The 25,630-nt window shown below is 57.2% G+C and carries 20 protein-coding genes; 8 read left to right on the top strand and 12 right to left on the bottom strand.

Annotated features, from left to right (window positions below; genetic code table 11):
- Positions 1–56: 56 nt before the first annotated feature.
- The 10 genes from E8K88_RS11450 to E8K88_RS11405 form a co-directional block, all read right to left on the bottom strand.
- Positions 57–1,853 carry a nitrite/sulfite reductase gene (locus E8K88_RS11450; RefSeq protein ID WP_136406808.1) on the bottom strand — a complete coding sequence of 599 codons (1,797 nt, stop codon included), beginning with the start codon at positions 1,851–1,853 and terminating at the stop codon, positions 57–59.
- A 328-nt stretch (positions 1,854–2,181) separates the two neighbouring features.
- A complete protein-coding gene (locus E8K88_RS11445) occupies positions 2,182–2,772 on the bottom strand; it encodes a BPSL1445 family SYLF domain-containing lipoprotein (RefSeq protein ID WP_136406807.1) in 591 nt (196 codons plus the stop codon).
- Positions 2,773–3,091: 319 nt separating this feature from the next.
- Positions 3,092–5,293 (bottom strand): catalase/peroxidase HPI, encoded by a 2,202-nt coding sequence (katG, locus tag E8K88_RS11440; RefSeq protein ID WP_136406806.1) that lies wholly within the window; start codon positions 5,291–5,293, stop codon positions 3,092–3,094.
- Between the two features lie 326 nt (positions 5,294–5,619).
- Positions 5,620–7,149: a catalase gene (locus E8K88_RS11435; protein ID WP_136406805.1), complete on the bottom strand. Its 1,530-nt coding sequence runs from the start codon at positions 7,147–7,149 to the stop codon at positions 5,620–5,622.
- 591 nt (positions 7,150–7,740) lie between these two features.
- Positions 7,741–8,412, bottom strand: a complete 672-nt coding sequence (locus E8K88_RS11430) for a methionine ABC transporter permease (protein ID WP_136406804.1) — start codon at positions 8,410–8,412, stop codon at positions 7,741–7,743.
- Positions 8,402–9,502, bottom strand: a complete 1,101-nt coding sequence (locus E8K88_RS11425; RefSeq protein WP_136406803.1) for a methionine ABC transporter ATP-binding protein — start codon at positions 9,500–9,502, stop codon at positions 8,402–8,404. Before E8K88_RS11425 ends, E8K88_RS11430 begins: the two co-directional genes overlap by 11 nt.
- 47 nt (positions 9,503–9,549) lie before the next feature.
- Positions 9,550–9,990 (bottom strand): ribonuclease HI, encoded by a 441-nt coding sequence (gene rnhA, locus E8K88_RS11420; protein ID WP_136406870.1) that lies wholly within the window; start codon positions 9,988–9,990, stop codon positions 9,550–9,552.
- 642 nt (positions 9,991–10,632) lie between these two features.
- Positions 10,633–11,436, bottom strand: a complete 804-nt coding sequence (locus tag E8K88_RS11415) for an SDR family NAD(P)-dependent oxidoreductase (RefSeq protein WP_136406802.1) — start codon at positions 11,434–11,436, stop codon at positions 10,633–10,635.
- 15 nt (positions 11,437–11,451) lie between these two features.
- Entirely contained in the window at positions 11,452–13,278 is a 1,827-nt protein-coding gene (locus E8K88_RS11410; protein ID WP_240754490.1) for a TRAP transporter large permease, read from the bottom strand.
- Between the two features lie 49 nt (positions 13,279–13,327).
- The gene (locus E8K88_RS11405; RefSeq protein ID WP_338092875.1) at positions 13,328–14,341 is read right to left on the bottom strand and encodes a TRAP transporter substrate-binding protein; all 1,014 of its coding nucleotides are present in this window, start codon (positions 14,339–14,341) and stop codon (positions 13,328–13,330) included.
- Between the two features lie 217 nt (positions 14,342–14,558).
- Between E8K88_RS11405 and E8K88_RS11400 the strand changes: the two genes are divergently transcribed.
- The 6 genes from E8K88_RS11400 to E8K88_RS11375 all read left to right on the top strand — a co-directional run bounded on the left by E8K88_RS11400 (position 14,559) and on the right by E8K88_RS11375 (position 20,723).
- Positions 14,559–15,353, top strand: coding sequence for an IclR family transcriptional regulator (locus E8K88_RS11400; RefSeq protein ID WP_136406799.1), 795 nt, complete (start codon positions 14,559–14,561; stop codon positions 15,351–15,353).
- A 97-nt stretch (positions 15,354–15,450) separates the two neighbouring features.
- On the top strand, positions 15,451–16,620 hold the full coding sequence (locus tag E8K88_RS11395) for an acetyl-CoA acetyltransferase (protein WP_136406798.1): 1,170 nt from the start codon (positions 15,451–15,453) through the stop codon (positions 16,618–16,620).
- The gene (locus E8K88_RS11390) at positions 16,617–18,263 is read left to right on the top strand and encodes an acyl-CoA synthetase (RefSeq protein ID WP_136406797.1); all 1,647 of its coding nucleotides are present in this window, start codon (positions 16,617–16,619) and stop codon (positions 18,261–18,263) included. Before E8K88_RS11395 ends, E8K88_RS11390 begins: the two co-directional genes overlap by 4 nt.
- Positions 18,264–18,274: 11 nt before the next feature.
- A complete protein-coding gene (locus E8K88_RS11385) occupies positions 18,275–19,156 on the top strand; it encodes a PCC domain-containing protein (RefSeq protein ID WP_136406796.1) in 882 nt (293 codons plus the stop codon).
- Positions 19,157–19,185: 29 nt separating this feature from the next.
- Positions 19,186–19,977 carry an SDR family NAD(P)-dependent oxidoreductase gene (locus E8K88_RS11380; RefSeq protein ID WP_136406795.1) on the top strand — a complete coding sequence of 264 codons (792 nt, stop codon included), beginning with the start codon at positions 19,186–19,188 and terminating at the stop codon, positions 19,975–19,977.
- Positions 19,978–20,180: 203 nt separating this feature from the next.
- Entirely contained in the window at positions 20,181–20,723 is a 543-nt protein-coding gene (locus E8K88_RS11375; protein ID WP_136406794.1) for a gamma carbonic anhydrase family protein, read from the top strand.
- A 260-nt stretch (positions 20,724–20,983) separates the two neighbouring features.
- On the opposite strand, the gene tyrS is transcribed toward E8K88_RS11375, so the two are convergent.
- A complete protein-coding gene (gene tyrS, locus E8K88_RS11370) occupies positions 20,984–22,219 on the bottom strand; it encodes a tyrosine--tRNA ligase (protein WP_136406793.1) in 1,236 nt (411 codons plus the stop codon).
- Between the two features lie 347 nt (positions 22,220–22,566).
- Here tyrS and E8K88_RS11365 point away from each other — a divergent pair, with 347 nt between their 5' ends.
- On the top strand, positions 22,567–23,961 hold the full coding sequence (locus tag E8K88_RS11365) for a M23 family metallopeptidase (protein ID WP_240754482.1): 1,395 nt from the start codon (positions 22,567–22,569) through the stop codon (positions 23,959–23,961).
- A gap of 523 nt (positions 23,962–24,484) precedes the next feature.
- The gene (locus E8K88_RS11360) at positions 24,485–24,685 is read left to right on the top strand and encodes a hypothetical protein (protein ID WP_136406791.1); all 201 of its coding nucleotides are present in this window, start codon (positions 24,485–24,487) and stop codon (positions 24,683–24,685) included.
- Here the strand turns inward: E8K88_RS11360 and E8K88_RS18035 are convergent.
- A complete protein-coding gene (locus E8K88_RS18035; RefSeq protein WP_168797313.1) occupies positions 24,682–25,110 on the bottom strand; it encodes a Spy/CpxP family protein refolding chaperone in 429 nt (142 codons plus the stop codon). The genes E8K88_RS11360 and E8K88_RS18035 overlap by 4 nt on opposite strands.
- Between the last annotated feature and the right edge of the window lie 520 nt (positions 25,111–25,630).

The raw sequence follows: 25,630 nt of genomic DNA, 5'->3' as shown, positions 1-25,630 counted from the left end.
GGCAGTCCGTTGACGGCCCCTGCCTGGCCTGATTCGCGCAGGTGTTTAGCTGGTATTTAACTGGTCGCTTCTTCTGTGGCGTCTTCTGCCACTGGGTGCCGTGCCGATGCACCGGCCTCTTTGAATGGCGCAACGCCAACGCGGCGGGCGGTGTCAATAAAGCGCTCCTGGCCTTCGCGCAGGTCGCGGTAGGTTGACAGTACGGCTTCAATCACATCGGGCACTTCAGCGGCCGAGAACGATGGGCCAATCACTTTGCCTGCTTGCGCTGGGCCTGAGAGGTCAGCGCCATCCGCTCCGCCAACGGTGATTTGGTACCACTCTTTGCCGTCTTTATCGACACCCAAAATGCCGATGTGGCCGCTGTGGTGGTGGCCGCAGGAGTTGATGCAGCCGCTGATGTGCAGGTCGATGTCGCCAATGTCGTCGAGCTCGTCCAGATCCTGGTAGCGCTCCGTGATAGCGGCGGCAATCGGCAGCGAGCGGGCGTTGGCCAGCGCGCAGAAGTCGCCGCCAGGGCAGGCGATCATGTCAGTGAGCAAGTCCACATTGGTGCTGGCCAGACCCAATTGCTGCGCGCGCAGCCACAGGTCTTGCAATTGCGATGCGTGGACCCATGGCAAGACCACGTTTTGGTCGTGCGTGATGCGGGCTTCACCAGCGGAGAATTGCTCGACCAGGTCGGCCAGAGCAAACAGTTGTTCAGCCGAGGCATCGCCTGGCGCTTGACCGACGCGCTTGAACGACAAGGTTACCGCGCGCAAGGCCGGGTTGCGGTGTGGGCGCACATTGCGCTTGAGCCAGCGGGCAAACTGGGCATCAGCGGCAGCTTGATCGGCCAGCAATTGGCTGGCCGCTGCACCGCTTAGCGCTGGGTAGTGGCTCAGATCCGGGTCGACAAAACAGGCTTTGACACGTGCCAGCTCGGCGTCTGGCACGGTGTGCGGGCCACCATCGACCTCTACGATCTGGCGGTATTCTTCTTCGACGTCATCAATGTATTGCTGGCCTTCGGACTTGACCAGAATCTTGATGCGGGCCTTGTATTTGTTGTCGCGGCGGCCGTGCTCGTTGTAGACGCGCACAATGGCCTCGATGTAGTTCATGATCTGGTTCCATGGCAGGAACTCCCGAATCGCCACACCGACCATTGGCGTGCGGCCCATGCCGCCGCCGACAAACACCTTGAAGCCGACTTCGCCTGCGTCGTTTTTGATCAGATGCAGGCCCACGTCGTGCCAGCCTGTGGCCGCGCGGTCTTCCTGGGCGCCGCTGATGGCAATCTTGAACTTGCGTGGCAAGAAGGCAAACTCAGGGTGCAGCGTGGTCCACTGGCGCAGAATTTCTGCGTAAGGGCGTGGGTCGACGATCTCATCGACGGCCACACCGGCCAAGGCATCGGTGGTGGTGTTGCGGATACAGTTGCCGCTGGTCTGAATGCCGTGCAGGTGGGCGCTGGCCAGCAAGTCCATCACATCGGCTGCGCGTGACAGCGGAATCCAGTTGAACTGCACGTTCGTGCGGGTGGTGAAGTGGGCGTAGTGTGTAGGCAAATACGTTGTGCCCATTGCGCCTTGGGTTTTCAACGCATTGTGGTAGACCTCGGCTTCTGGATCGTCGTATTCCTTGGCGATCACAGCCAAAGTGCGCAGCTGCAGCGCAGAAATCTCGCCGTAGGGCACGGCCACGCGCAGCATCGGTGCGTAGCGCTGCACATACCAGCCGTTTTGCAAGCGCAGTGGACGAAACTCTTCTTCGCTGATTTTGCCGCTTTGCCAACGCTCAAGCTGGTCGCGAAACTGTTCAGAGCGCTTGCGGACAAAGTCTTTGTCGAATTCGGTGTATTGGTACATGGGGTGTGCGGGCAGTCGTTTTTATACAGAGCATCCAAGCAAACCGGCCATTCAATAGTGGTACAGCATGCTTCGGTCAGTGGAGCAAAACATGACTGTAGCAAGCCTGCTTATTGTTTCAAAAGAATGATTTGTCTGATATGTATATTGAAAAAAGAATATAAGAAGGCTTTTTTTTATCGGATTTCTCACCCTTTGACAAAAAAACCGCCAGATCTCCGATGTAGCGGATCTGGCGGTCGTTTGGTTCGGTGGGGCAAGGCTGTGTGCTGCTTGCCCACCTGTGGCCAGTGCACCGCAGTCATGCGATGCATGTTCGGGCAGTGGGTTATTCGTTCATCTTCAATGGCGAAATTTGCGCGCCTTGCAGCGACACACCGCCTTGCAGGCCCACATTGGTCAGCACAAAGCTGGTCACTGGGGTTGTGGCAGTGGTGGTGTCCAGGCTGCCATTGACGCCAACGCGGCCGATCGAGACCGAGGCCTCACCGCCAACAGAGAAGCCATCGCTGTTAAGGAAGTCATTCAGAGCGGCCTGGGTGTTGAACACATAAATGATGGCGCGCGATTGGCCACCGGCCTGCCAGCCGATCGAGGCAGCAGTGGTGGTGTAGTAGCCCTTATCACGGCCACCCACACGCAGCACACCACGGCCATGCTCAGCACCGACGACGAAGCTGCCACCAATCACTGATGGGAAAATCAAAACACCGGCGGCTTTGTTGACCAGCTCTTGGGAGCCGGGCACAGACTGGTACAGGCGCTCAAGCGATGCGGTGGCGCGGCTGTTGATGGTGGCACTGTCCATGCTCGGAGCGTCATTGACGCCTGACTGTGTAGTAGTACAGGCGACCATGGTTAAACTGCTGATAGCCAGTGCCGCAGCAATGCTCATCGTACGGATATTCATTTGACGCATAAAAATCTCCCAAATTTGATAAAGCGTTGAAATAAGGCTTCAACATGGCGAATCTACGCGCTTTGATGCGCTTTGTCATATTTTCTAAGCCACGGGCTCAAGATAGTGTTGTCTTTTGGCGCAAGCGATACAGAGCTATTGGGCTTGTGTTTGCTTAAATGAGAGTAGATTGCAAATTGCTGCCAGATACGGCGCTCTTGAGTCCAGGTGGGTAGCGCGCCGAAGCCTGTGGCAAGTGGTTTGAGCCGGTGTGTGGCGAACGCTTGAAGCAGCCAGGGGCCGTCCAAAGAAAAAGGGCCAAGCGGCCCTTTGACGTGTTCTACACGGTCTGGGAGGGCAGATCAAAGCGGTCCAGATGCATTACTTTGGTCCAGGCAGCGACAAAGTCGTGCACAAAGCGCTCTTTGGCATCGGCACTGGCATAGACCTCGGCCACGGCACGCAGCACCGAGTTCGAGCCAAATACCAGATCGGCACGGGTTGCGGTCCATTTCTGCGCACCGCTCATGCGGTCATGGCCGCTGAACAGCTCGGCGCTGGCATCGGTGGCTTGCCAAGCGGTGTTCATGTCCAGCAAATGGGTGAAGAAATCATTGCTCAGCACGCCTACCTTGTCGGTGAACACGCCGTGGGCAGAACCATCCGCATTGGTGCCCAGTACCCGCAAGCCCCCGACCAATACGGTCAATTCGGGCGGAGTGAGCGTGAGTTTTTGCGCTTTGTCGATCAACAGCTCTTCAGTTGAGACACGGAAGTCATGCTGGCGGTAGTTGCGCAAACCATCCACCACTGGCTCCAGTGGCTCAAACGACGCAATATCGGTTTGTGCTGCTGTGGCATCGGTGCGCCCTGGTGCGAATGGCACACTGACCACGACCCCTGCGGCTTTGGCGGCTGCTTCCACACCGGCATTGCCTGCCAGCACGATCAGATCGGCTAGCGAGATCTTTGTGCCATTGGCTGCTTGCTGGTTGAATTCGAACTGCACGCGCTCCAAAATCGTGAGCACCTTGGCCAGTTGTTCAGGGCGGTTGGCTTCCCAATCCTTTTGAGGGGCCAGGCGGATGCGCGCGCCATTGGCGCCACCGCGTTTGTCGCCACCACGGAAAGTCGAGGCCGAAGCCCAGGCCGTGCTGACCAGTTCAGACACGCTCAAACCGGTGGCCACAATCAGGGTTTTGATCTGCTCGGCTTGTTGGGCATTGACCAGCGGGTGGTCGACGGCTGGCACTGGGTCTTGCCAAATCAGCTCTTCTTGAGGCACTTCCGGGCCAAGGTAGCGCGCGCGTGGTCCCAGATCGCGGTGGGTCAACTTGAACCAGGCTCTGGCAAAGGCCTCGGCAAAGGCCTGTGGGTTTTCATGGAAGCGGCGTGCGATTTGCTCGTATGCAGGGTCAACGCGCAGCGACAAGTCGGTGGTCAGCATGGTTGGGCGGTGTTTGACGCCGGGCTTGTGCGCATCAGGAATGACCTCTGGCGCATCTTTGGCGACCCATTGCAGCGCGCCTGCAGGAGATCGCTCTTGCACCCATTCGTACTTGAACAGATTTTCAAAGAAGTTGTTGCTCCACAGTGTGGGCGTGGTGGTCCAGGTCACCTCCAGGCCACTGGTGATGGCATCGCCGCCGCTGCCTGTGCCAAAGCTGCTTTTCCAGCCAAGGCCTTGCTGTTCCAAACCTGCGGCTTCTGGCTCCGCTGCCAGGCTGTCGGCCGGGCCTGCACCATGGGTCTTGCCAAAAGTGTGGCCGCCGGCAATCAAGGCCACGGTTTCTTCGTCGTCCATGGCCATGCGTGCAAACGTGTCGCGGATGTCGCGCGCCGCAGCCAACGGGTCGCCATTGCCATCCGGGCCTTCGGGGTTGACGTAGATCAGCCCCATTTGCACCGCAGCGAGAGGATTTTCCAGATCGCGTTTGCCGCTGTAGCGGCTGTGGGGGTTGTCGGTGGGGGCCAGCCAGGTGTCTTCGTTGCCCCAGTACACGTCATTGTCGGGCTCCCAGGTGTCGACGCGCCCGCCGGCAAAACCAAACGTTCTAAAGCCCATGGTTTCCAGCGCGACGTTGCCGGCCAGCACGATCAAGTCGGCCCAGGAAATTTTTTGGCCGTATTTTTGCTTGATGGGCCACAGCAGGCGGCGTGACTTGTCGATGTTGACGTTATCAGGCCAGCTATTGAGTGGCGCAAAACGCTGCTGGCCACGACCTGCGCCGCCACGCCCATCGCCAATGCGATAAGTGCCAGCCGAGTGCCAGGACATGCGAACGAACTGCGGACCGTAGTGGCCAAAATCGGCAGGCCACCAAGGTTGGGAGTCGGTCATCAAATCGCGCAAGTCTTTCTTCAATGCATGAAAGTCAATGCTGTTGAATTCCTTGGCATAGTCAAAGTGTTCGCCCAGCGGGTTGGATTTGCCAGAGTGCTGATTGAGTAGGTCCACACGCAATTGTTTGGGCCACCAGTCTCGGTTGGTGGTGCCGGTGCCGACTGTGTGGTTGAATGGGCATTTGGCTTTTTCCGTCATGAACGTGCTTCCTTTGTAGTGGTGCGTGTGCGCCGTGGTTGAGGGGTGTTGCCACAGTGGTATCTGGAGAGTGAAAACGCGGGGTGTCGCACAGCGTGCGGAGATCGAGAAGAGGCGCTCATCAATAGTAAATAGATGCTTCCTATAAATAAAATCAAATTATTTTAATAAGATGATTAATTAATACTATTTTATGGACGGCCGCAGCCGCGCATTAAAAAACCGCTGGCAGGCATGGCCTGGCAGCGGTTGTGGTGCGCGTTGCACTTCTTGTTGCGTGCATGCCGTCTGTTGTGGACGGGCACACACGTTTCTTGGCAAATACCTTAAACAGGCAAGGGAACCAAAGGATTGCCGTACATCGGATCGTCTTTCTGAGAGGCCAGGGCTTTGGCCAGATCCAGGCCCAAAGCTTTGGCTACACCTGCGCCATAGGCTGGATCGGCGGCATGGCAGTTGCGAATATGGCGGAATTTGATGAACTCTGGCGCATCGTCCATGGCTCGGCCAGTGTTGCCAAACAGGGCTTCTTTCTGGCTGTCATTCATCAGGCGAAACAGCTTGCCTGGCTGCTCAAAATAGTTGTGGTCATCCTCATGAAAGCTCCAGTGGTCGGCATGGCCCGTGAGTTTGAGTGGCGGCTCCATAAATTCGGGCTGGCTTTGCCACTGGCCAAAACTATTGGGCTCGTAGTGCGGCAGGCTGCCGTAGTTGCCATCGACGCGGCCTTGGCCATCGCGGTGGTTGCTGTGAACCGGGCAGCGCGCTTGGTTGACCGGGATTTGGTGGTAGTTCACCCCGAGGCGGAAGCGCTGTGCATCGGCGTAATTGAACAGGCGCGATTGCAACATGCGGTCCGGGCTGGCGCCGATGCCAGGCACCAGATTGCTTGGGGAGAATGCGACCTGCTCGACGTCGGCAAAGTAGTTCTCCGGGTTTTTGTTCAACTCAAACTCACCCACTTCAATCAACGGGTAGTCGCCTTTGTACCAAACTTTCGTCAAATCAAATGGGTGCAGCGCATACTTCTCGGCATCGGCCTCAGGCATGACCTGGATGAACATTGTCCATTTGGGATGCTCGCCGCGCTCAATCGCTTCGTACAAATCGCGTTGGTGGCTTTCGCGGTCCTTGCCCACCAGCTTTTCTGCTTCCTCATCGCTCAGGTTCTTGATGCCTTGCTGGGTTCTGAAGTGCATTTTGATCCAGAACCGCTCGCCTGCTTCGTTCCAGAAACTGTAGGTGTGTGAGCTGAATCCATGCATATGGCGATAGCTGGCAGGAATGCCACGGTCACTCATGACTACGGTGACCTGGTGCAAGGCTTCAGGCAGCAGTGTCCAGTAGTCCCAGTTATTGCTGGGACTGCGCAAGTTGGTGCGGGGATCGCGTTTGACGGCTTTATTGAGGTCGGGGAATTGGCGCGGATCACGGATAAAGAACACCGGCGTGTTGTTGCCCACCATGTCCCAGTTGCCCTCTTCGGTGTAGAACTTCAGCGCAAAGCCTCGGATGTCGCGCTCGGCATCGGCCGCACCACGCTCGCCTGCCACGGTGGTGAAGCGCGCAAACATCTCGGTTTTTTTGCCAATTTCGCTGAAGATTTTTGCACGTGTGTACTGGGTGATGTCGTGGGTGACGGTGAAGGTGCCGTAAGCGCCGGAGCCTTTGGCGTGCATGCGGCGCTCAGGAATGACTTCACGCACAAAATTGGCCAAGCGTTCGTTCAGCCAGACGTCTTGCGCGAGCAGTGGGCCACGAGGCCCGGCCGTCAAGCTGTCTCGGTTGGTTGTGACTGGCGCGCCAAAGTCGGTGGTGAGGTGGCTTACTGGGCACTTTTTGATGTCATCACTCATCGTTTTCTCCTAGTAGGTTGTGAGGCATTTTCATAATACAGGGTAAAGTATTTGCACCCTGCATCTATTTACTGATGCCATCCTCGTATATTCCAGTGTGACTTGCGAGCCGTTCTAAGCTGCCGCTGACCCGGGTAGGGGGGACTGACGGAGGAAGGATGCTCCAAGCCTGCTGTTGGCAGCTCAAGCAAGGCTTTTGGGCTCATGAAAATTTAAGCATATTTAACAAAATTGTTGCGCTATGGGTGCGTAAACAGGCTTTGGGAGCCTGTTCAAAATCTTCACTCAGCCGCACAAGGTACACAAAAGCGCAACGCACGAAAAGCGCATTACTGCGTTGCCCGTTGTCCTCATACTGACGCATGGGCTGCAACAGGCGCCTGGCACTGCCGATTTTTTGTGCCTTGCGCGACTGCGAAAGGATCGTAAACAGGTTCTAAAGCAGTGCCCCTTGTGTTGGCACGGATGGGGTGGCAGCCGCGAGCGCGGTGTCAGGCCGCGGTGGCGGGGCCTTGTGTCAAACAATGGCAGCCTAGCGCCTGAGCCGCTAGGCGTTCATGCTTGGGCATTGCCCTCGGTTGAGCACAGGAATCAGCGGGTTCTGAGCCAGCGCACGCAACGGTCGCCAAGGTATTGCACGACGGTGACCATGGCAATCAGCAGTACGATCACGATCACCATCACTTGGGTATCAAAGCGCTGGTAGCCATAGCGAATCGCCAAATCGCCCAGCCCACCTGCACCTACGGCACCGGCCATGGCCGATGAGCTGATCAAGGCCACTAACGTAATGGTGAAGCCGCCGATGATGCCGGGCATGGCTTCGGGCAGGTAGACGTGGCGCACGATGTGCCATTTTTTGCAACCCATTGCTTGCGCGGCTTCAATCAGGCCGGGGTCGACCTCGCGCAGGCTGACCTCGGCAATGCGGGCAAAAAAGGGCGTGGAGCTGATGGCCAGTGGCACAATCGCGGCCCAGACGCCGATGGTTGTGCCGACCACATAGCGCGTGAATGGAATCAATGCAACCAGCAGTACGATAAAAGGCACGGCGCGAAAACCGTTGACTACGTAGCCGAGCAAACGGTTGGTGGTCGGTGATTGCAAGAAGCCGCCAGGCGCGGTGACGATCAATAGCAGGGCCAGCGGAATTCCGGCGAGAAAAGCCACTGCGCTGGAGACGCCAACCATCATCAAGGTGTCGAGCAAGGCCTGCCAGTAACGCTCGGCAGGAATCGACAGGGTCAAGTTTTCAAACCACATAACCAATGCACTCCACACGATGGGCAATGGCGCTGGCGCCTTGCGTTAGAGAGGCCAGATCGGGCAGCACAGCTGCACCATCAAGACCAATGACCAGGTTGCCCTGAGCATGGCCTTGGATGCGGTCAATGCCGCCATGCAGCAGGCATGGATTGCCCGGCAGACTGGCTGCAATGCGGGCCAAGTCGGGCTCCAGGCCGGCCTGGCCGGTATAAAACAATTGCAGCACTTGTTGGTGCGCTTGGCCTGCAGCGGGTGGCTGTGCTTGCAGGCGGGATGCCAAATCATCGGGCAGGCGGTGCTGCAAGGGCGCGAGCAGCGCCTGGGTGGCCGGATGCTGCGGCGCGCCAAACACTTGCCATACCGGGCCGTGTTCAGCAATGCGGCCGTTTTCTAACACCAGTACCTGATCGGCGATTTCGCGGATCACACTCATCTCGTGTGTGATCAGAATCACCGTGATGTTCAGACGCAGGTTGATGTCCTTGAGCAACTGCAGGATCGCTTGCGTGGTCTCAGGATCCAAGGCCGAGGTGGCTTCGTCACACAGCAAGATGGGCGGATTGTGCACCAGTGCGCGGGCAATGCCTACACGCTGCTTTTGGCCACCCGAGAGCCGGCGTGGATAGCTGTGGTGCTTGTCGGCCAAGCCCACCAGATCCAGGAGTTCATTGACGCGCACTTTCACCTGTGGCTCAGGCACACCCGCAACGCGCAAGGGCAGGGCGATGTTGTCCCAGACGGTTTTGGCAGACAGCAAATTGAAGTGCTGAAAAATCATGCCAATGCGCCTGCGTTGTTTGACGAGTTCGGCCTGTGACAAACCGCTGATATCGACGCCTTCGACCAGCACCCGGCCCTCAGTGGGCTCTTCCAGGCGGTTGATGGTGCGCAGCAAACTCGACTTGCCAGCGCCGCTGCGGCCAATCATGCCGTAAATGCAGCCGCTGGGTATTGCCAAGTTGATGCCTTGCAGCGCCTCGACCGGACCGGCCGAAGATTGGTAAATTTTTCCTAAATTGTCAAATACCACGGCAGCCGCAGGCGTTGGCGGCTGGTGCGGCGTAGTGAATGGATGCGCCTCGGGCATGGTGGTGGGTCCTCGTGTGCAGTGCGGGGGCTTGAAATATGGCTGGTTTAGCGCAGCTCGTCCACGCCGCGGTTGGCCAGTTCGTCGGCCTTTTCATTGCCTGGATTGCCCGCGTGGCCTTTGACCCAGCGCCAGTCGATGCGGTGTTGGCTGCCGTGTACCAGCGCGTCAAGCTCCTGCCACAGCTCGGCATTTTTGACGGGCTGCTTGCTGGCGGTGCGCCAGCCCTTGGCTTTCCAGCCATGAATCCATTCGGTGATGCCTTTGCGCACGTATTCACTGTCCAGGTACAGAGTGATGTGGCAGGGGCGCTTGAGTATTTTCAGGGCTTCAATGACTGCGCGCAGCTCCATGCGGTTGTTGGTGGTGTTTTGCTCACCCCCCCAGATTTCCTTGCTCTTGCCCTGGGCCTGCAATAGCGCACCCCAGCCGCCAGCGCCAGGATTGCCCTTGCATGCGCCGTCGGTGTAGATGGTGACTTGTGCCAGTTCGTCTGTCATATGCGATGTCGTTGCGGTGTAGCCTGTATAAACAGCAATGGCAGGGAAACCCTGCCATCTCAGCGTAAAGACCACTTGGTGTGATAAATCAATCGAGGTGTTGGTGCACGATGAATGCGCAACTCCTCTTAGAACGTGTTTACGATCTTTTTGCAGTCGCGCAAGGCACAAAAAAGAGGCAGTGCAAGGCGCCTGTTGCAGCTCATACGTCTGTATGAGCAAAACGGGCAACGCAGTAATGCGCTTTTTTGTGCCTTGCCCTCTGGGTTGGAGCCCAAAAGGCACGCTACTTTGTTAAAAATGCTCGCCGGGCAGCTAGCCCGACTGCGGTTTTTGCCACGCATCGTATCCTTTTGGGCCCCAACGCGGTCTGTAAAAAGATCGTAAACACGTTCTTAGAGCCTGTTCAAAATCTCCGCGGCTGCGTGGAAATGGTGAACGGGCTCTTCTTATTGCAGCGCGCATTATGCGACAGCAGGCGATAGGCTGTCACGCAACGGGGCCTGCGGGCCACAACAAAACGCCTGCGGCCGTGTGTACGGCAACAGGCGTTGCAAGACGTCTGGCAGTCCATCTGGCCCCTGCACTCGCCCCAGTAACGAGGGCTTTGCAGCGCTTGCCTGGGCTTGTTTAAGCCAAACCAGGAATTGCGCAGCTGTGGCCGCCGTCTACTGGCAAGCACACGCCATTGATAAAACCAGCTTGGTCCGAGGCCAAAAACACTGCGGCATTGGCCACATCCCATGGCGTGCCGGTGCGTTTCATCGGCACAGCGTTTTGGCGGGCTTGGCGCATTGTTTCGACACTGCCGTACTGCGCGCTGATTTGCTGGTAGACCAGCGGCGTGTCAATCACGCCGGGCATGACCGCATTGGCGCGAATGCCTTGCGCTGCGTACTGCAGTGCCAAAGCCACCGTGGCCTGGTTCATTGCCGCTTTCGAGGCGTAGTAGGCAAAGTAGGAATAGCCGCTCCAGCGCACCGCTGACAAGGACGAGATGTTGACGATTGCGCCCTTGCCTTGCTCGATGAAGTGCGGCAGTACTGCTCTTGCAGTGCGGTGCACCGAGCCCACATTGATGTCCATCACACGGGCAAAAGCTGCATCATCGGTCTCCAGCGGGCCTCCGGCAGGCGCAATGCCGACGTTGTTGTGCAGGATGTCAATGCGGCCCAAGGCCTGCAGCGCCTGCTCTACCGATTGGTTGACCTGCTCGGTATCGGTCACATCGGCCGCCAGCGCCAGTGCGCGGCCGCCTTCGTCGGTGATTTGCCGTGCGGTTTCTTCGGCGGTGTCGGCCTGGCGGTCCAGACAAACCACAATGGCGCCGGCGCGGGCATAGGCAATGGCTGCTGCGCGGCCGTTGCTCAGTTCCTGGCCGGGGCCGCCTGCGCCATACACCAGCGCGACGCGGTCTTTGAGTCGTTCAGTCATGGTGTGTTGTTTCACTCACAGAAAGCCGATGGAGATCCATGGCACGGCAGCAACGATGATCAAACCGATCAGCAAGGCCAGCATATAACCCCAGATTGGGCGCATGCCTTCGTCGGGATCAACACGGGCAATCGCGCAGGCGGTGTAGTAACCAACGCCAAACGGAGGCGCAAACAAGCCCAGCCCCATCGACAGGATGACAACCATGGCGTAGTGCACGTCGTGGATGCCCATCGCCCGAGCAATTGGGAACATCAGCGGGCCAAACAACACAATCGCGGGAATGCCTTCGAGCAAACTGCCCAAAACAATGAAGGCAATGATCGAGACGATAAGGAAGGTGTTCGCACCGCCTGGCAGGCTTTGCATGAATTGCGCCAAGTCTCTGGAGAAGCCCGATTGCGTCAGCGCCCAGGCCATGCCAGACGCTGCGCCAATGATGATCAGGATCGCGCCAGACAGCGCGGCCGTGTCAATCAGCATTGGGTAAATCTTGCGCCAATCGAACTGGCGGTAGATCACAAGCCCTGCAAAGATAGCGTAGACGATACCAATCGTTGAGACTTCGGTGGCGGTGGCCACGCCTTCGACTACGGCGGCGCGAATCACGAACGGCAAGGCCAGTGCGGGCAGCGCAATCATGAAGTATTTGCCCACCTTGCGCCATGGGGTGCGCACCACGGATGACAGGTCTTCGTTGCGGTAGCGGTAAGCAATCACCGCACACAAGCCCAGACCCAATACGAAAGCAGGCAACAGACCGCCGATGAACAAGGCCGAGATCGACACGCTGGCGACCGAGCCGACAGTGATCAATACGATGGATGGTGGAATGGTTTCGGTCTGCGCACCGGTGGCGGACAGCAGGGCGACCAGGTCGCCTTTTTTCGAGCCGCGTTTGACCATTTCTGGGAATAGCGCTGGCGCAATCGCAGCCATGTCGGCTGCTTTGGAGCCGGAAATACCAGAGACCAAATACATCGCGCCTACCAGCACATAAGACAGACCGCCGCGCACATGGCCGAGCAGGCTGGCCAAGAACTGCACCATGGCCCGAGCCATGCCGGTCATCTCCAGCAAGACACCGAGAAACACAAAGGCCGGAATCGCCAGCAGCATCAGGTGCGACATGCCCTCGTCAATGCGGCCGACCAGGACCATTACTGGCATGCGTGTGGTCAGCGCCAGGTAGCCAAAGGTGGCCAGTGCGAAAGCCATCGCAATCGGAACGCTGGCAAATACGCATACCCCTACGATCAGTACAAAAAAGACCAGCAAGTTGTAGTTGCCCAAGGTCTTGAGTTGCGGGCCGAAAAACCACAGCAGGGCGCTGACCGCGATCAGCAGGCCGACGGCCAAATATGTTTTTGGGTCACGGCGCAAATCCAGCAAACGCCCCAGGCTGAAGATGGCCATTAACGCAAAACCGACCGGCAGCGCAGCGGCGCGCCAGACGTTGGAGATTTGCAGTGCCGAGGTGGTCACATACATCTCTTCTTCGGCAAACAGATACGCCGGGTAGAGGATCAGGCAGAAGAACAGCAGCATCGCACCAATCGACAAGGCAGTGAAAAAGCCTTGCCATTGCGCCCCCATGTGCGTGGCCACTGCCGTCATGCGCATGTGCGCAACCCGGTAAGTGGCCAGCGCTGCGCCGGTCATGGACAGCCACAAAAACAAAATGCTGCTGAGTTCATCTGACCAGATCAAGGGCGTATGGAATACGTAGCGGGCCAACACGCCCGCAAACAGCAAGGCGATGACCGCAGTCAACAAGGCTGCGGCGACAAAGCCGGTTGTTTTGTAGAGCGCGTCTTCGAACCAGCGCCAGGGTCCGCCCATGCGGGCGGATTCATCCAGTGAGATGCCGTGTGAACTCATGGGTCAGTCCTTATAGCGTGCCAGTGACGAGTTCGAGCTGCTCCCAGCCTTCGGCCGGGAATTTCTTGCGCCATTCGTCGTAGAAGCCACCGCTGCGCAGTTTTTCCAGGAACTCAGGGCGGTTGGCTTCAACAATCTCCATGCCCTTGTCGCTCAATTGCTGGCGCAAGGTGGTGTTGAGTTCGACCAGGTCGGCACGCTCGGCCATCGCGCCGGCGTTGAGGTGTTTTTGCACCACGACCTGGATATCTTCAGGCAGCGCGTCGAAGTTGCGGCGGTTGCCCAGCAGCCAGAAACCATCCCACATGTGGTTGGTCATCGCGCAGTACTTTTGCACTTCGTAGAGTTTGAGTGTCGAGATCACTGCCAGCGGGTTTTCTTGCGCGTCGACGATGCGGGTTTGCAGCGACGAGTACAGCTCGTTGGCATTGATGGTGGTCGGTGCGCCGCCCAGGGCCTTGAACAGCGAAATCCACATCGGTGATGGCGGAACGCGAATTTTCATGCCGGCAATGTCGCCAGGATTAACGACAGGACGTGCTGAGCTGGTGATCTGGCGGTAGCCGTTGTCCCAGATTTTCTCCATCGCAAACAGCGAACGCGATTTGGCGATTTCGCTGCGAATGAAGGCGCCCAGACCACCGTCCATGGCCTTCCAGACCTCGTCGTAGTCTTTGAATGCAAAGCCCAGGCCGCTGATTGCGCTGGCGGGTACAAGGGTTGACAGCACCACGCCCGAGAGGCAGAAAAAGTCGATTGCGCCCGAGCGCGTTTGGCTCATCACATCGGTTTGTGCGCCCAGCTGGTCAGAGGGAAACACCAGCAGCTCAAAACGGCCATTGGTTTCTTCTTTGATGCGCTTGGCTGCTTCTTCAGCGCGAATATGCAAGGGGTGGTTTACCGGGACGCTGTGCGAGAGCCTGTAGGTGAATTCGGCCGCGTGGGCGAACTTGGGAATGCCAAACCCCAGAGACAGCATCGATGCAGCCGCGCTGCTTTTGGTGATGAATGAACGACGATCCACAGGTATCTCCTTATTCCAATATATGGAATGCGTTTGAAGTGTTTTCGAGGTTTGCATTAGAGTTCTTGGTCAATTGAATGTCAATACTGGTATTTCCCCTACGTATATGGAACGATGTGCACTGTATATACTCCTGAAAAATCGAATTTATCGATTATTTATTCCAACAAATGGAATTAAATAAAAGTTCCAAATAATGGAATTACTGAATAATTAAATGACAAACCGACACGAAGACAACGAGGCTTTGCCATCGAGCCAAACGCTGGACCGGGCCATTCAATTGCTGCAAGTGGTGGCAGCCACCCGCAACACGGGGATGGCGCTGGCCGATATCGTCGACAAGGTGAGGCTGACCAAACCCACGGCTAGGCGCTTGTTGCTGGCGCTGATGGAGAACGGTTTGATTGAGCAAGACCCGGCATCGCGCAAGTATTTCAGTGGCCCAGAAACCTACGCGCTGGGCATTTTGGCTGGCGACCGTTTTGGCGTTTTGCGCATGGCCACTGACAGCCTGCGGCGACTGGCGCAGCGCTCAGGCGATGCGGCTTTGCTGAGTGTGCAGCGCGGCACGGAAACCGTGTGTCTGGCGCGCGAAGACGGCAATTACCCGCTGCGCTCGCACGTGCTGCAGCCAGGTGACCGCCACCCGCTGGGTTGCGGCGGCAGCGGCATTGCCTTGCTGGCTGCATTGCCCGACGAGCAGGTGCACAGGATTTTGGAGGTCAACAGTGACACCTTGCTGAGCGCCTATCCGCATCTGTCGATTCCGATCATTTGGGAGCAGGTCGAGCAAACCCGTGAGTTGGGTTACGCCTTCAACAAAGGCTTGGTGTTCAAGGGCTCCTGGGGGGTGGCGGTGGCAGTGGTTGATCCGCGTGGTGGCCTGCCTTCTTCGCTGGCGATTGCCGGTGTTGAGAGCCGTTTTGCTGACAACCGCCACGAAGAGCTGGTTGCGATGCTCAATGAAGAAAAGGCCTTTGTCGAAGCCCGCATGGGCCGCAGTGCCTGAGGTGCCAGTCGATTCAGACTGCGCTCGCACACAGCGCAACACGCTGGTGTGCGGCTTGCATGGAATGTTTGTGTGAAATTATCAGGAGAGGATTGCTATGTCCCGTAAAGCTTGCATCGTAGGGTGGGCCCATTCCCCATTTGGGAAGCTGGATGCTTTGGATATTGAAGCGCTGATGGGTCTTGTCATCAACGACGCACTCGCGCATGCGCAAGTGCCAGCGCAAGACATTGACCATATCGCCGTTGGTGTCTACAACAATGGTTTGGGACCACAAGGTTTTGAAGCGGGCTTGCCTGCCTTATGCAATGCCGATTTGCGTTTTGCACCGGCTGTGCACGTAGAGAATGCCTGTGCGACAGGCTCGGCTGCGATCCACTCCGCGATGGATGCGATTGAGTCAGGCCGTGCACGTATTGCATTGGCCATTGGTGCTGAGAAAATGACTGGCGTGCCATCGAGTGCGATTCCAGGCATTTTGCTCAGCGGTTGCTACCGCCGTGAAGAAGAGAATCCGCTGGGTTTTGCCGGTATTTTCGGCCAGATCACCAGCAACTACTTTGAGCGTTATGGTGACCAAAGTGAATCACTGGCCTTGATTGCGGCAAAAAACCACGCCAATGCCTTGGACAACCCGTATGCCCACGTGCGCAAGGATATGGGGTTTGACTTCTGCAACCAGGTCTCCGAGAAAAATCCGCGCGTCGCAGGCCCATTGCGCCGCACCGATTGCTCGATGGTTTCGGACGGCGCAGCTGCCGTCGTGCTGGCCGACGAAGAAACCGCGCTGGCATTGGCGCGGGCGATTGCCTTCAGAGCGCGCGTGCAAGTCAACGACTTCATGCCGATGTCTCGCCGTGACCCGGTCGCGTTTGAAGGTGCGCACCGCGCTTGGCAAAAGGCTTTGGAGACAGCCGGTCTGGGCATTTATGACCTGGACTTGGTCGAAACCCATGACTGCTTTACCACTGCAGAAATGCTCGAGTACGAAGCCATGGGCCTGGCGCCGCGCGGGGAGGGCTGGCGTGTCATCAAAGACGGCATCACCTACAAAAACGGCCGCTTGCCAGTCAACGTTTCGGGCGGCTTGAAAGCGCGTGGCCATCCGTTGGGTGCGACCGGCGTGTCCATGCATGTGATGGCTGCAATGCAATTGGCAGGCGAGGCCGGTGCGATGCAGCTGCCTGACGCCTCGCTGGCAGGTATTTTCAATATGGGCGGCGCTGCCGTCGCTAACTACGTGTCGATTCTGGAGCGCCGTAAATGACATCCACTTTTGCATCTACTAATGCAAGCCCGTTGACCAATCGGGCAATGAACCTGGCCTATTGGCTGACGCAAAATGCGCGCCGTCTGCCGCAATTGCCTGCCTTGATCTGGGGTGACGAAGTCTGGAATTGGCAAGAGTTTGATGCCCGCGTCAGTGCCTTGTCGGCCGCGCTGGCCAAGCGTGGCGTCGTCAAAGGCAGCACGCTGCTGGTGCATTCGAAAAACTCCAACGAAATGTTCGAGTCCATGTTTGCGGCCTTCCGCCTGGGGGCCATCTGGGTGCCCACCAATTTCCGCTCGGTGCCTGACGACCTGGTGTATATGGCCTCGGTGGCGAGCAGCAAAGTGTTTTTGTGCCAGACAGATTTTGCCGATTACGCCGACAGTGTGTGCGCCGCCGATCCACAAACCGATGTGTTGTGGCTGCGCGGCAGCGCGCCAGTACCAGCTGGTGATAGGCCCACGGTGGCCGATTTGATCGCCCAGAATCTGGGCGTGCAGTTTCCCAACACCGCAGTGCAAACCGACAGCCCTTGCTGGTTCTTGTTTACTTCGGGCACGACCGGCAAGCCTAAAGCGGCAGTGCTCACGCATGGCCAGCTGGCCTGCGTGATCACCAACCATTTGGCCGATTTGCTGCCAGGCACGACCAGCGATGACGGTTCGCTGGTGGTTGCTCCGCTCTCGCATGGCGCTGGCGTGCACCAGTTGAACATGGTTGTGCGTGGCGCTAAAACGGTGCTGATGCCATCTGAGAAATTCACGGCCGAAGAGGCGTTTGCGTTGATTGAGCGTTACCGCCTCAGCAATATGTTCACCGTGCCCACCATTTTGAAAATGCTGGTGGAAGACCCGAGTGTGGACCGCTATGACCATTCGAGCCTGCGCCAGGTGATCTACGCTGGCGCGCCCATGTACGAGGCCGACCAGAAATACGCGCTGGCCAAATTGGGCCCGGTGCTGGTGCAGTACTACGGCCTGGGTGAGGTGACGGGCAATATCACTGTGCTGCCTGCTTACGACCATGTAGGCGCGGACGGCCAAGTCGAGCGCCCTGGCACCTGCGGTTTTGAGCGCACCGGCATGCAGGTCTCGATCCAGGACGACGAAGGCCGTGAACTGGCATACGGTGAAACTGGCGAGGTCTGTGTGATTGGACCTGCGGTGTTTGCGGGCTACTACAACAACCCGGAGGCCAATGCCAAGTCGTTTCGCAACGGCTGGTTCCGCACCGGTGACATTGGCCACATGGACGCGCAAGGCTATTTGTATCTGACCGGACGTGCCTCGGACATGTATATATCGGGCGGCTCAAACATTTACCCGCGCGAGATTGAAGAGAAAATCCTGCTGCACGGCGATGTCACGGAGGTGGCGGTGCTGGGCATTCCGGATGCCCAGTGGGGTGAGGTCGGTGTGGCCGTGTGCGTGCTCAAACCGGGCGCGCAGTTGGATGCTGCAGCCCTGCAAGACTGGCTCAGCAGCAAAGTGCCGCGTTACAAAATGCCCAAGCACATTTTCTTCTGGGACGAGCTGCCCAAATCGGGGTACGGCAAAGTGCCCAAGCGCATGGTCAAAGACGAGCTGGCCAAACGCGGTGTGGCTGTGACCTTGGCTGAGCTGCAGCCAGCGGCTGTCTAAGGAGAAGTCGGATGCGCAGCATTCACCACTTTGGCACGCCTGAGCTGCGGCGCCACAATGCCGTGCCTTGCCAGTTGCACTACCACGCAGACGTGTTGCCGACTGGCTTGCCCCTGCGCGAGGCCTTTGCGCGTCTGTGCGCGCTGCGCGGCGCGAGCAGCGCGGTCGCACGTTTGGAGGGCGGCAGCTTTGGACCACTGGCGTATGTGATGCCAGCGCTGTCCAACAAGCCCGAGTTTGCCGTTTTTTACAGCGACCGCTATGAGGCCGTGGTGCCGGCGCAAATTGAGTCGGCCACCGTGATGATTGGCTTGCGCGATGGACAGTCTTGGCTACATTGCCATGCGGTCTGGATTGACGCGCAGGGAGAGCGCAAAGCCGGCCATGTGCTGCCTGATGATGCCTGGCTGAGCGAGGCGCCGCAGATGCATATCTGGTACATGCAAGGCGCGAACTTTGATGTGCTGCCTTGTACCGAAAGCCGCTTTAGCCTGTTCACGCCCGTGCCTGCACTTGCAGCCCCTGCTGCCGCAAGTGCGGAGCCCACCAGCACAGGTCTAGCCGTAACGATCAGGCCCAACGAAGACGTCTGCGAAGCGATTGCCACAATTTGCCGCGAGCACGGCATTCGCCGTGCCGTCGTGCGCGGTGGGGTGGGCAGCCTGGTTGGCGTGAGCTTTGCAGATGGCCGAGAAGTCGAGGCGTTTGTCACCGAGGTCTTGATTGAGCAAGGCACTGTGGACACCAGCTTGCCCGGCGGCACGGGGGTCGCCCTGGATGTGGCGCTGGTTGATTATTTGCATGGCATTCACAGCGGCCGTTTGAAGCCTGGAGCCAATCCGGTGCTGGTGACATTTGAGATGGTGATTGAGCGCGTCGACGCCCAGTCTTGATGCTTATCTCCACATTCAAGAGACAAGAAATGCAAACTAACACAAGCCAGCCAACTGCTGGCATCACCATCGTCACCGGTGGTGCTTCTGGCATCGGCTTGGCTGTGGTGCAACTGCTGGCTAAACTGGGCCGCCGCGTGCTGGTACTGGACCATTCGGCCGACAACATCGCAGCCGCGCAGAAGAACCTGACCCAGTGGGGTGAGCTGATTGCCTACGAGCAAATGGATATCACGCAAGAGGCCTTGATTGCCCCTTTGCTGGCGCGCTACCACACCGCCACTGAGCCGATTGTGGGCCTGGTCAACTCAGCCGGTTTTGGCCGCGATATCGCATTTTTGGACACCGATTCGGCGATGGTGCGTGCCATTTTTGAAGTCAATGTGCTGGGGGCGTTCAACCTCAGCCGTGAAGTCGCAAGGCTGATGAAAGACAGCGGCGGCGGCGCTATCGTGCACGTGGCCTCTGTTTCTGGTTTGATTGGCAACAAGGGCCGCAGCGCCTATGGCCCATCGAAAGCGGCCCTGGTCAATCTGACGCAAATCATGTCCAACGAATTGGCCGAGTATGGCATTCGCGTCAACTGTATTTGCCCAGGCCCCATTGAGACGCCGCTGGCGATGAGCGTGCATTCCGACGCTGTGCAAAACATCTGGAAAAATGCGGTGCCGCAGCGCCGCTATGGCCAGCCAGAAGAGGTCGCACAAGCGATTGCGTTTTTCTTGAACCCGCAAACGTCCTCGTACGTCACCGGGCAGATTCTGAGCGTTGATGGCGGCTTTATCAGCGCAGGCATCGAATCGGCTCGCTCGGTCGCTTAAGAGCCAGCTCATCATCTCGACGCAGCCGCGTTGAAGCCCAAAAGGCAAGGCACAACAAGCGCATTGCGGCGTTGCCCGTTGTACTCAGACAGACGTATGAGCGGCAATAGGCGCCTCGCACTGCCTCTTTTTGTGCCTTGCGCGACGGCGTGGAGATGATGCACAGGCGCTCAGGCTTATATCTCTATTAACAAGGAGGCGCTATGCCTGTTTGGAAACTCAATGGTGCCGCCCCCCAGTGCGCGGAGGACGTATTCATCGCACCGGGCGCGCAGGTCGTCGGGCAAGTCACGCTGGAGCAGGGCGTCAGTGTCTGGTTCAACGCCGTCGTGCGCGCCGACAATGAACCCATGCACATTGGCGCGCACAGCAACATCCAGGACGGTGCGGTCTTGCATTCTGATCCCGGCTTTCCATTGGTGATTGGTCAGAGCGTCACGGTGGGTCACCAGGCCACGGTGCATGGCTGCACGGTAGGCGATGGCTCGCTGATTGGCATTGGTGCCGTGGTCTTGAATGGCGCGGTGATTGGCAAGAATTGCCTGGTTGGCGCTGGCGCGGTAGTGACCGAGGGCAAGGTGTTTCCCGACCGCAGCCTGATTGTCGGAGCACCGGCGGTGCTCAAGCGTGAGTTGAGCGAAGAGATGGTGCAGCACCTGCAAGGCAACGCAGACCACTATGTGCGTAACAGCCAGCGTTATGCCGAGTACTTGGAATTGCTGGAGCCTGCGCCGCAAGAGGCCTAAGTACGTCAACAGGTTTTAGAGCCTGTTCAACATCTGCACGCCGTCGCACCAAGTGCAAAAAAGAGGCAGCACGGGCAACGCTGTCATGCGCTTTGGGGCTCCGGTGTGGCCTGTACTGTGATGAACAGGCTCTTCACAGTCAGCCTTGCATCATTGGCACATGCCTGCACTAGCGAGGACGAACAAGCAAAAAAGCCTGAACGCAGGGTTCAGGCTTTTGGCTTGGATGCATGCGCAGACCATGCTGCGCAGAGCTGGTTTTAAGCTTGCAATGTCACACGGGCAAATTTGCGTTTGCCCACTTGCACGACGTAGACGCCTGCGTCCAGCTTCAGACCCCGGTCGCTGATGACTGCACCATCGACGCGCACGCCGCCGCCATCGATCAGGCGGTTGGCTTCACCGGTTGAGGCTGTGAGGCCTGCCGACTTGAGCAAATTGCCAATGCCCAGTGGCGCGCCGTCCAGCGTGACTTCAGGGATTTCATCGGGCACGCCGCCCTTGCTGCGGTTGTTGAAGTCTTGCTCGGCCGCCTCGGCTGCTGCTGCGGAGTGAAAGCGCGTGGTGATTTCTTTGGCCAGCAGCACTTTCACTTCTTTGGGGTTGCGCCCTTGTGCAACTTGCTCCTTCAGATCGGCAATCTCTTGCAGCGAGCGGAATGACAACAAGGTATACCAGTTCCACATCAGCTCATCAGAGATCGACAGGGTCTTGGCAAACATCACATTGGCATCTTCGGTAATGCCAATGTAGTTATTCTTGGATTTGGACATCTTGTCCACTCCATCCAGACCCACCAGCAAAGGCATGGTCAAGACGCATTGCGGCTCTTGCTCGTATTCTTGCTGCAAATGGCGGCCCATCAACAGGTTGAATTTCTGGTCGGTGCCGCCCAACTCCATGTCTGCCTTGAGCGCAACCGAGTCATAGCCTTGTAGCAGCGGGTAGAGGAATTCATGGATGCTGATCGACTGGCCACCATGAAACCGTTTGTGAAAGTCGTCACGCTCCATCATGCGCGCTACGTTGTATTTGGCCGCCAACTGGATCATGCCGGTTGAACCCAGGCTGCTGCACCACTCGCTGTTATAGCGAATTTCAGTTTTGCTTGGATCCAGCACCAGGGAGGCTTGCTGGTAATAGGTCTGGGCGTTGTGCTTGATTTGTTCAGGCGTCAGCGGAGGGCGCGTGGAGTTGCGGCCCGACGGGTCGCCGATCAGACTGGTGAAGTCACCAATCAGGAAAATCACCTGGTGGCCCAGGTCTTGAAGCTGGCGCATTTTGTTGAGCACGACAGTGTGGCCCAAGTGGATGTCGGGTGCCGTAGGGTCCAGGCCCAGCTTGATGCGCAGGGGCACTCCGGTGGCTTTTGAGCGCTGCAGTTTTTTCAGCCATTCCTCGCGCGGCAAAAGTTCTTCCACACCGCGCAGGCTGATCGCCATCGCCTCTTCTAAGGCTGGGTCAATGGGGGGGGATGTGGTCGTGGTATCAGGCATAAAGTGTTCCAAAGTGCTGAAGTATTTGGCAAACAGCCAAATATGACTATACTGCCATTGTTTTAGCGGGCTTATTGTATGGAAGCTAAGGCTTCTGATGAGCTTTGCGGACTTTTTTTTGAATTATTTGACCTGTCTCACCGCCGCAGCATAACCCCTATCAACGCAGTACTTTTGTAAATAGTTGACTGTGTATTGTTTCATCTTTGATGGATGGGGGCTGGTTCAGGCGTTACCATGGCGTCTTTTTCAATACGCCGTGTTAATTAGTTGATTGCTTTGTAGATGCATTGCCAATTGCGTGCATAGCTGTGCTGATGACAGGTTATTTGTGCCAGGATATTCCCTTGAATTCCAATCAGTCTGAACCCCAAAAGAGCTCCGATTTGATCGCGTCATTGCAAGCCGAGCAATCTGCCCGCCCGAGCAAGTTCTCCACCGCGCACAAATTGATGGCCTTTGTATGCGGCATTTTCATGTTGGGCGGTGGTGGCGCATTTGCTGTCGCGAATATGCAAGCTGGCAGTGCAGAAGAGATCACCCAGCGCATGGTCGCCAGTGATGTCTCATCGCTGGTGGCAGGACAAAATCTATCAAGCCTGGTGGGTCAGCAAAATTTCTTGCTCTATCGCAGCGAGCGCTTGCAAGCCAACGATACCGCTGAGAGCTTGTTGGAGCGCCTGGGTGTGAGTGACCCAAGTGCTTCGGCCTTTTTACGCCGCAATGCCTTGGTCAACCAAAACTTGTGGGGCCGCCATGGCCGCTTTGTCACAGCCGAGGTCAATAACAATTTTGAGCTAGAGCGTTTGACCGTGCGTTGGGTCACCGATGACAGCGGCAAGTTCCAGCGCTTGACAGTCAAACAAAGCGAGACGGACGATGGCTTTGAAGCTGTCTTGGACCAAGGCGATCTCACGCGCACAAGTCGCCTGGCCCATGGCGTGATCCAAAGTTCGTTGTTTGCTGCTGCCGATGCAGCCAACCTGCCAGACCCCGTCGCCATTCAACTGGCTGAAATGTTCTCGGCCAGCGTCAACTTCCACAAGGATTTGCGCAAAGGCGATACCTTTACCGTGGTGTATGAAGCGCTAGAGGCCGATGGTGAGCCACTGCGCAGCGGCCGAGTATTGAGCGCTGAATTTGTCAATAAAGGCAAGCCTTTCCAAGCGCTGTGGTTCCAAGAGAATGAAGGCGACAAGGGTGCGTATTACGCGCTCGATGGCTCGAACCTGCGCCGTGCGTTCTTGGCTACGCCGCTGGAATTCTCGCGTGTGTCCAGCAACTTTGGCAGTCGCTTCCACCCGATCAAGAAAACCTGGCGCAACCACAACGGCATTGATTATGCAGCGACAACGGGTACGCCTATTCGCACGGTTGGTGATGGCGTGGTCAAAGAGTCGGGCTGGAGCAATAGCTATGGCAACGTCGTTTATATCGACCATGGCGGCAACAAAGTCACGGTGTATGCGCACATGAGCCGCCGCGATGTCAAAACCGGCGAACGCGTCTCGCAAGGCCAGGTCATCGGTGCGGTGGGCTCCACCGGCATGTCAACAGGGCCGCATTTGCATTTTGAATTCCGCGTCAATGGCGAATTCAAAGACCCCCAAATCATTGCCCGCGAAAGCGTGGCCGCAGCGCCAATTGCCAAAGCCACCAAACAGCGCTTTGACGCGCTGGCTGAGGCCACGCGCATGAAGTTTGAAGTGGCACCGCTGATGATGCAAGCCAGCGCCGAGTAAGTGGTTGTCGTAGGCATTTGCGCTAGTTGGTAGATCGCTGGCTGAAAAAAAGCGTCCCTTGTGGACGCTTTTTTTATGCTTGCAAGGCCAGGGCATTGAAGCGGTGACGCTGTAGGGCCGTGTTCAGCAAAAAGCACCAAACATCGTGTTGGGGCTTTTGTTTGGGCATTTTATAGGCAGCCGGTGGCCGATGCGCGGGGGTCGATCTTGCTGTTGTCGCTACATATCCCAAACCGCCTCCCCGTAAGCCGCGGAGGCGGTTTGGGGGGATATGTTGGAGGCTTGCCCATCCATGGTGTTCAAACGCTTGGGGCGTACTGGGCCAGCGCTCCATTCAAGTGTCAGGGGGATTGATCGCGGTATTAATCGCCAGGTTATGGCATTTGACTGCCAGATCGGAATTAGCCAGACGTCTTTGGTTTTGAGAGCGACTATTGCACCCACCGGTTGGGTCAGCGCTTCTTTGCTGCTGTTGGCAAGCACCGCCAGGAATTGCTTCAGAGCCTGAGGCCTCTCTTGAGTCATGGCGCCTCGATTTGTGTTCCATCAGGTCTTTGCGCATGTTGACCTGATTTGTCAGCGTGAACTGGCGTGCACGGGCATGGTGCTGGTGACCAGTTTGACGGCGCTTGGCTTGATTGGTGTGTCGCCAATGCGCAAAGGCAAGCGTACCTGGGTACGCTTGCCATTGGATTGGGCTGAAGTTTTGTCGATGGGACTTTAATGGGCCGCAGGTTTATCGCCGCGTGGGCTGGCTGGTCGGCTGGTTTCTTCGTCAAGAATTTTTTGCTGCTCGGCATTCAGATGGCCGCGTAAAGTGATTCTGGCCTCTTCGCGAGCTTGTCTGGCTTCTTCACGTTTTTGGGCGATTTTGGCTTTTTGCTCTTCAGTCGGAGCAGGTCTTTCGCCGCTACGGGGCTCTTTTGGGGCATTGGCTGGCGGCTTGGCTACTTCTTCGTACTGGGCCCAAGCACTTTCTTGGTCAGCAGACAGGTTCAGTTTGCTTTTGAGATCAGCCAAACTCTCGGCAGTGGGGCGTGGGCTTTGGGCGCGCGCATCTGTTGCTTGTGGTTGGGCTTGGGCGATCAGGGCCGTGCAAGCCAAAGCAGTAGTGGCCACCAACATACGCAGCGATGAGGAGAGGGTCATGATGGGTTTCCTTTTAAGCACGTGAGCAACACACAGTGTGTTGCTTGCACGAGGGAAATTCTGCGCTGCACATGTGTCGCGCTGGTAGCGGCGATGCTGCTGCCACGTAAAGTTGTATATAGCTTGTATTAGCAATCCAGCCGACAGCTGACAGCTAACTGCCGCCGCTGGCGCCCATTGGCCCGTATGCGTGCATCTGTGGCGATGCAATCGAGAATATAAAAAAGCACCCCGTCTGATCTGTGTAACTTGCCGTCTAAGCTCGGTTAGCCTGGCGCAGCAATTTACACTTTTGGGATCAGACAAGGTGCCAATGCGCATTCTTTGCCCAGCAGGCAGTTGGTGCCTGCTGGGCACAGGCCGCGATGTTGGTCGGGCCTTAGAATGCTTGCATCTACAAAGGGCAGGCTGTGTGAAAGCTTGTGAATTCCAAATTATTGAATGGTTGAAGTAATAGATAAATTAATACATTAATCAATGAATTTATCAATTAAGTAATCAATTAATTAAGTATGTAATC

The sequence above is a fragment of the Lampropedia aestuarii genome, from assembly GCF_004803635.1.
Classification (GTDB): Bacteria; Pseudomonadota; Gammaproteobacteria; order Burkholderiales; family Burkholderiaceae_C; genus Lampropedia; species Lampropedia aestuarii.
Note: the sequence above shows the minus strand (reverse complement) of the source record. Positions and strands in the feature narration are given on the sequence as shown.

Bases quoted from the DNA above. Each gene is read 5' to 3' on its own strand.
- E8K88_RS11450 (WP_136406808.1), bottom strand. From the start codon at position 1,853: ATGTACCAATACACCGAATTCGACAAAGACTTTGTCCGCAAGCGCTCT.
- E8K88_RS11445 (WP_136406807.1), bottom strand. From the start codon at position 2,772: ATGCGTCAAATGAATATCCGTACGATGAGCATTGCTGCGGCACTGGCT.
- katG (WP_136406806.1), bottom strand. From the start codon at position 5,293: ATGACGGAAAAAGCCAAATGCCCATTCAACCACACAGTCGGCACCGGC.
- E8K88_RS11435 (WP_136406805.1), bottom strand. From the start codon at position 7,149: ATGAGTGATGACATCAAAAAGTGCCCAGTAAGCCACCTCACCACCGAC.
- E8K88_RS11430 (WP_136406804.1), bottom strand. From the start codon at position 8,412: ATGTGGTTTGAAAACTTGACCCTGTCGATTCCTGCCGAGCGTTACTGG.
- E8K88_RS11425 (WP_136406803.1), bottom strand. From the start codon at position 9,502: ATGCCCGAGGCGCATCCATTCACTACGCCGCACCAGCCGCCAACGCCT.
- E8K88_RS11415 (WP_136406802.1), bottom strand. From the start codon at position 11,436: ATGACTGAACGACTCAAAGACCGCGTCGCGCTGGTGTATGGCGCAGGC.
- E8K88_RS11410 (WP_240754490.1), bottom strand. From the start codon at position 13,278: ATGGGCGGACCCTGGCGCTGGTTCGAAGACGCGCTCTACAAAACAACC.
- E8K88_RS11400 (WP_136406799.1), top strand. From the start codon at position 14,559: ATGACAAACCGACACGAAGACAACGAGGCTTTGCCATCGAGCCAAACG.
- E8K88_RS11395 (WP_136406798.1), top strand. From the start codon at position 15,451: ATGTCCCGTAAAGCTTGCATCGTAGGGTGGGCCCATTCCCCATTTGGG.
- E8K88_RS11390 (WP_136406797.1), top strand. From the start codon at position 16,617: ATGACATCCACTTTTGCATCTACTAATGCAAGCCCGTTGACCAATCGG.
- E8K88_RS11385 (WP_136406796.1), top strand. From the start codon at position 18,275: ATGCGCAGCATTCACCACTTTGGCACGCCTGAGCTGCGGCGCCACAAT.
- E8K88_RS11380 (WP_136406795.1), top strand. From the start codon at position 19,186: ATGCAAACTAACACAAGCCAGCCAACTGCTGGCATCACCATCGTCACC.
- E8K88_RS11375 (WP_136406794.1), top strand. From the start codon at position 20,181: ATGCCTGTTTGGAAACTCAATGGTGCCGCCCCCCAGTGCGCGGAGGAC.
- tyrS (WP_136406793.1), bottom strand. From the start codon at position 22,219: ATGCCTGATACCACGACCACATCCCCCCCCATTGACCCAGCCTTAGAA.
- E8K88_RS11360 (WP_136406791.1), top strand. From the start codon at position 24,485: ATGGCGCCTCGATTTGTGTTCCATCAGGTCTTTGCGCATGTTGACCTG.
- E8K88_RS18035 (WP_168797313.1), bottom strand. From the start codon at position 25,110: ATGACCCTCTCCTCATCGCTGCGTATGTTGGTGGCCACTACTGCTTTG.